Raw genomic sequence first — 729 nt, 5'->3', positions numbered from 1 at the left:
AGCTGAAGCTCACGATCGCCCGGTTGCGCAAAGTGGCGTTTGGCAAATCGTCCGAAAAGATCCATCGGGAGATCGCCCAGCTGGAATTATCGCTGGAGGAACTCGAAAGCGAGGCTTCCGGGGACGATGATCCCATTGCCCTTGACCATCCAGATGCGAGCGCTTCGATCACCGGCGAAACCTCTCTGCCGGAAAAGCGCAAACGCCGGGCGTTGCCCGACCATCTGCCACGTGAAGAGGTTCGTCATGAACCGCAAGGCGATTGCACCCAATGCGGCGGCACACTGAAACAGGTTGGTGAGGATATCACCGAGATCCTCGATTATGTGCCCGGCCACTTCAAGGTGATCCGTCATGTGCGCCCGAGCCTGTCGTGCCGGTCTTGCGAGAGCATGGTGCAACTGCCCATGCCGTCCCTGCCGGTTGAACGCGGCATGCCCTCGGCCAATCTTCTCGCCCATGTGCTGGTCTCGAAATATGCCGATCATTTACCCCTGTACCGGCAAAGCGGCATTTATGCCCGCGACGGTATGGAACTGCCCCGATCATTACTGGCCAACTGGGTTGGTAAATGTTCAAGCCTGATGCAGCCGCTGATCGATGCGATTGAACGGCATGTTCTGGCCGGATCATATCTTCATGCCGATGATACACCGGTGCCGGTGCTTGATCCCGGTCGGGGAAAAACCAGGCAGGGACGGTTATGGATTTATCTTCGCGATGAACGGC

Annotated in this window: 1 protein-coding gene; it reads left to right on the top strand. The window is 57.6% G+C overall.

Annotation, left to right across the window (positions count from 1 at the left end; genetic code table 11):
• Positions 1-729, top strand: a 729-nt coding sequence (gene tnpC, locus TH25_RS24630) for an IS66 family transposase (protein ID WP_114090869.1), incomplete at both ends; no start/stop codon positions are given.

This window comes from Thalassospira profundimaris, assembly GCF_003326755.1.
Taxonomy (GTDB): Bacteria; Pseudomonadota; Alphaproteobacteria; order Rhodospirillales; family Thalassospiraceae; genus Thalassospira; species Thalassospira profundimaris_B.
Note: the sequence above shows the minus strand (reverse complement) of the source record. Positions and strands in the feature narration are given on the sequence as shown.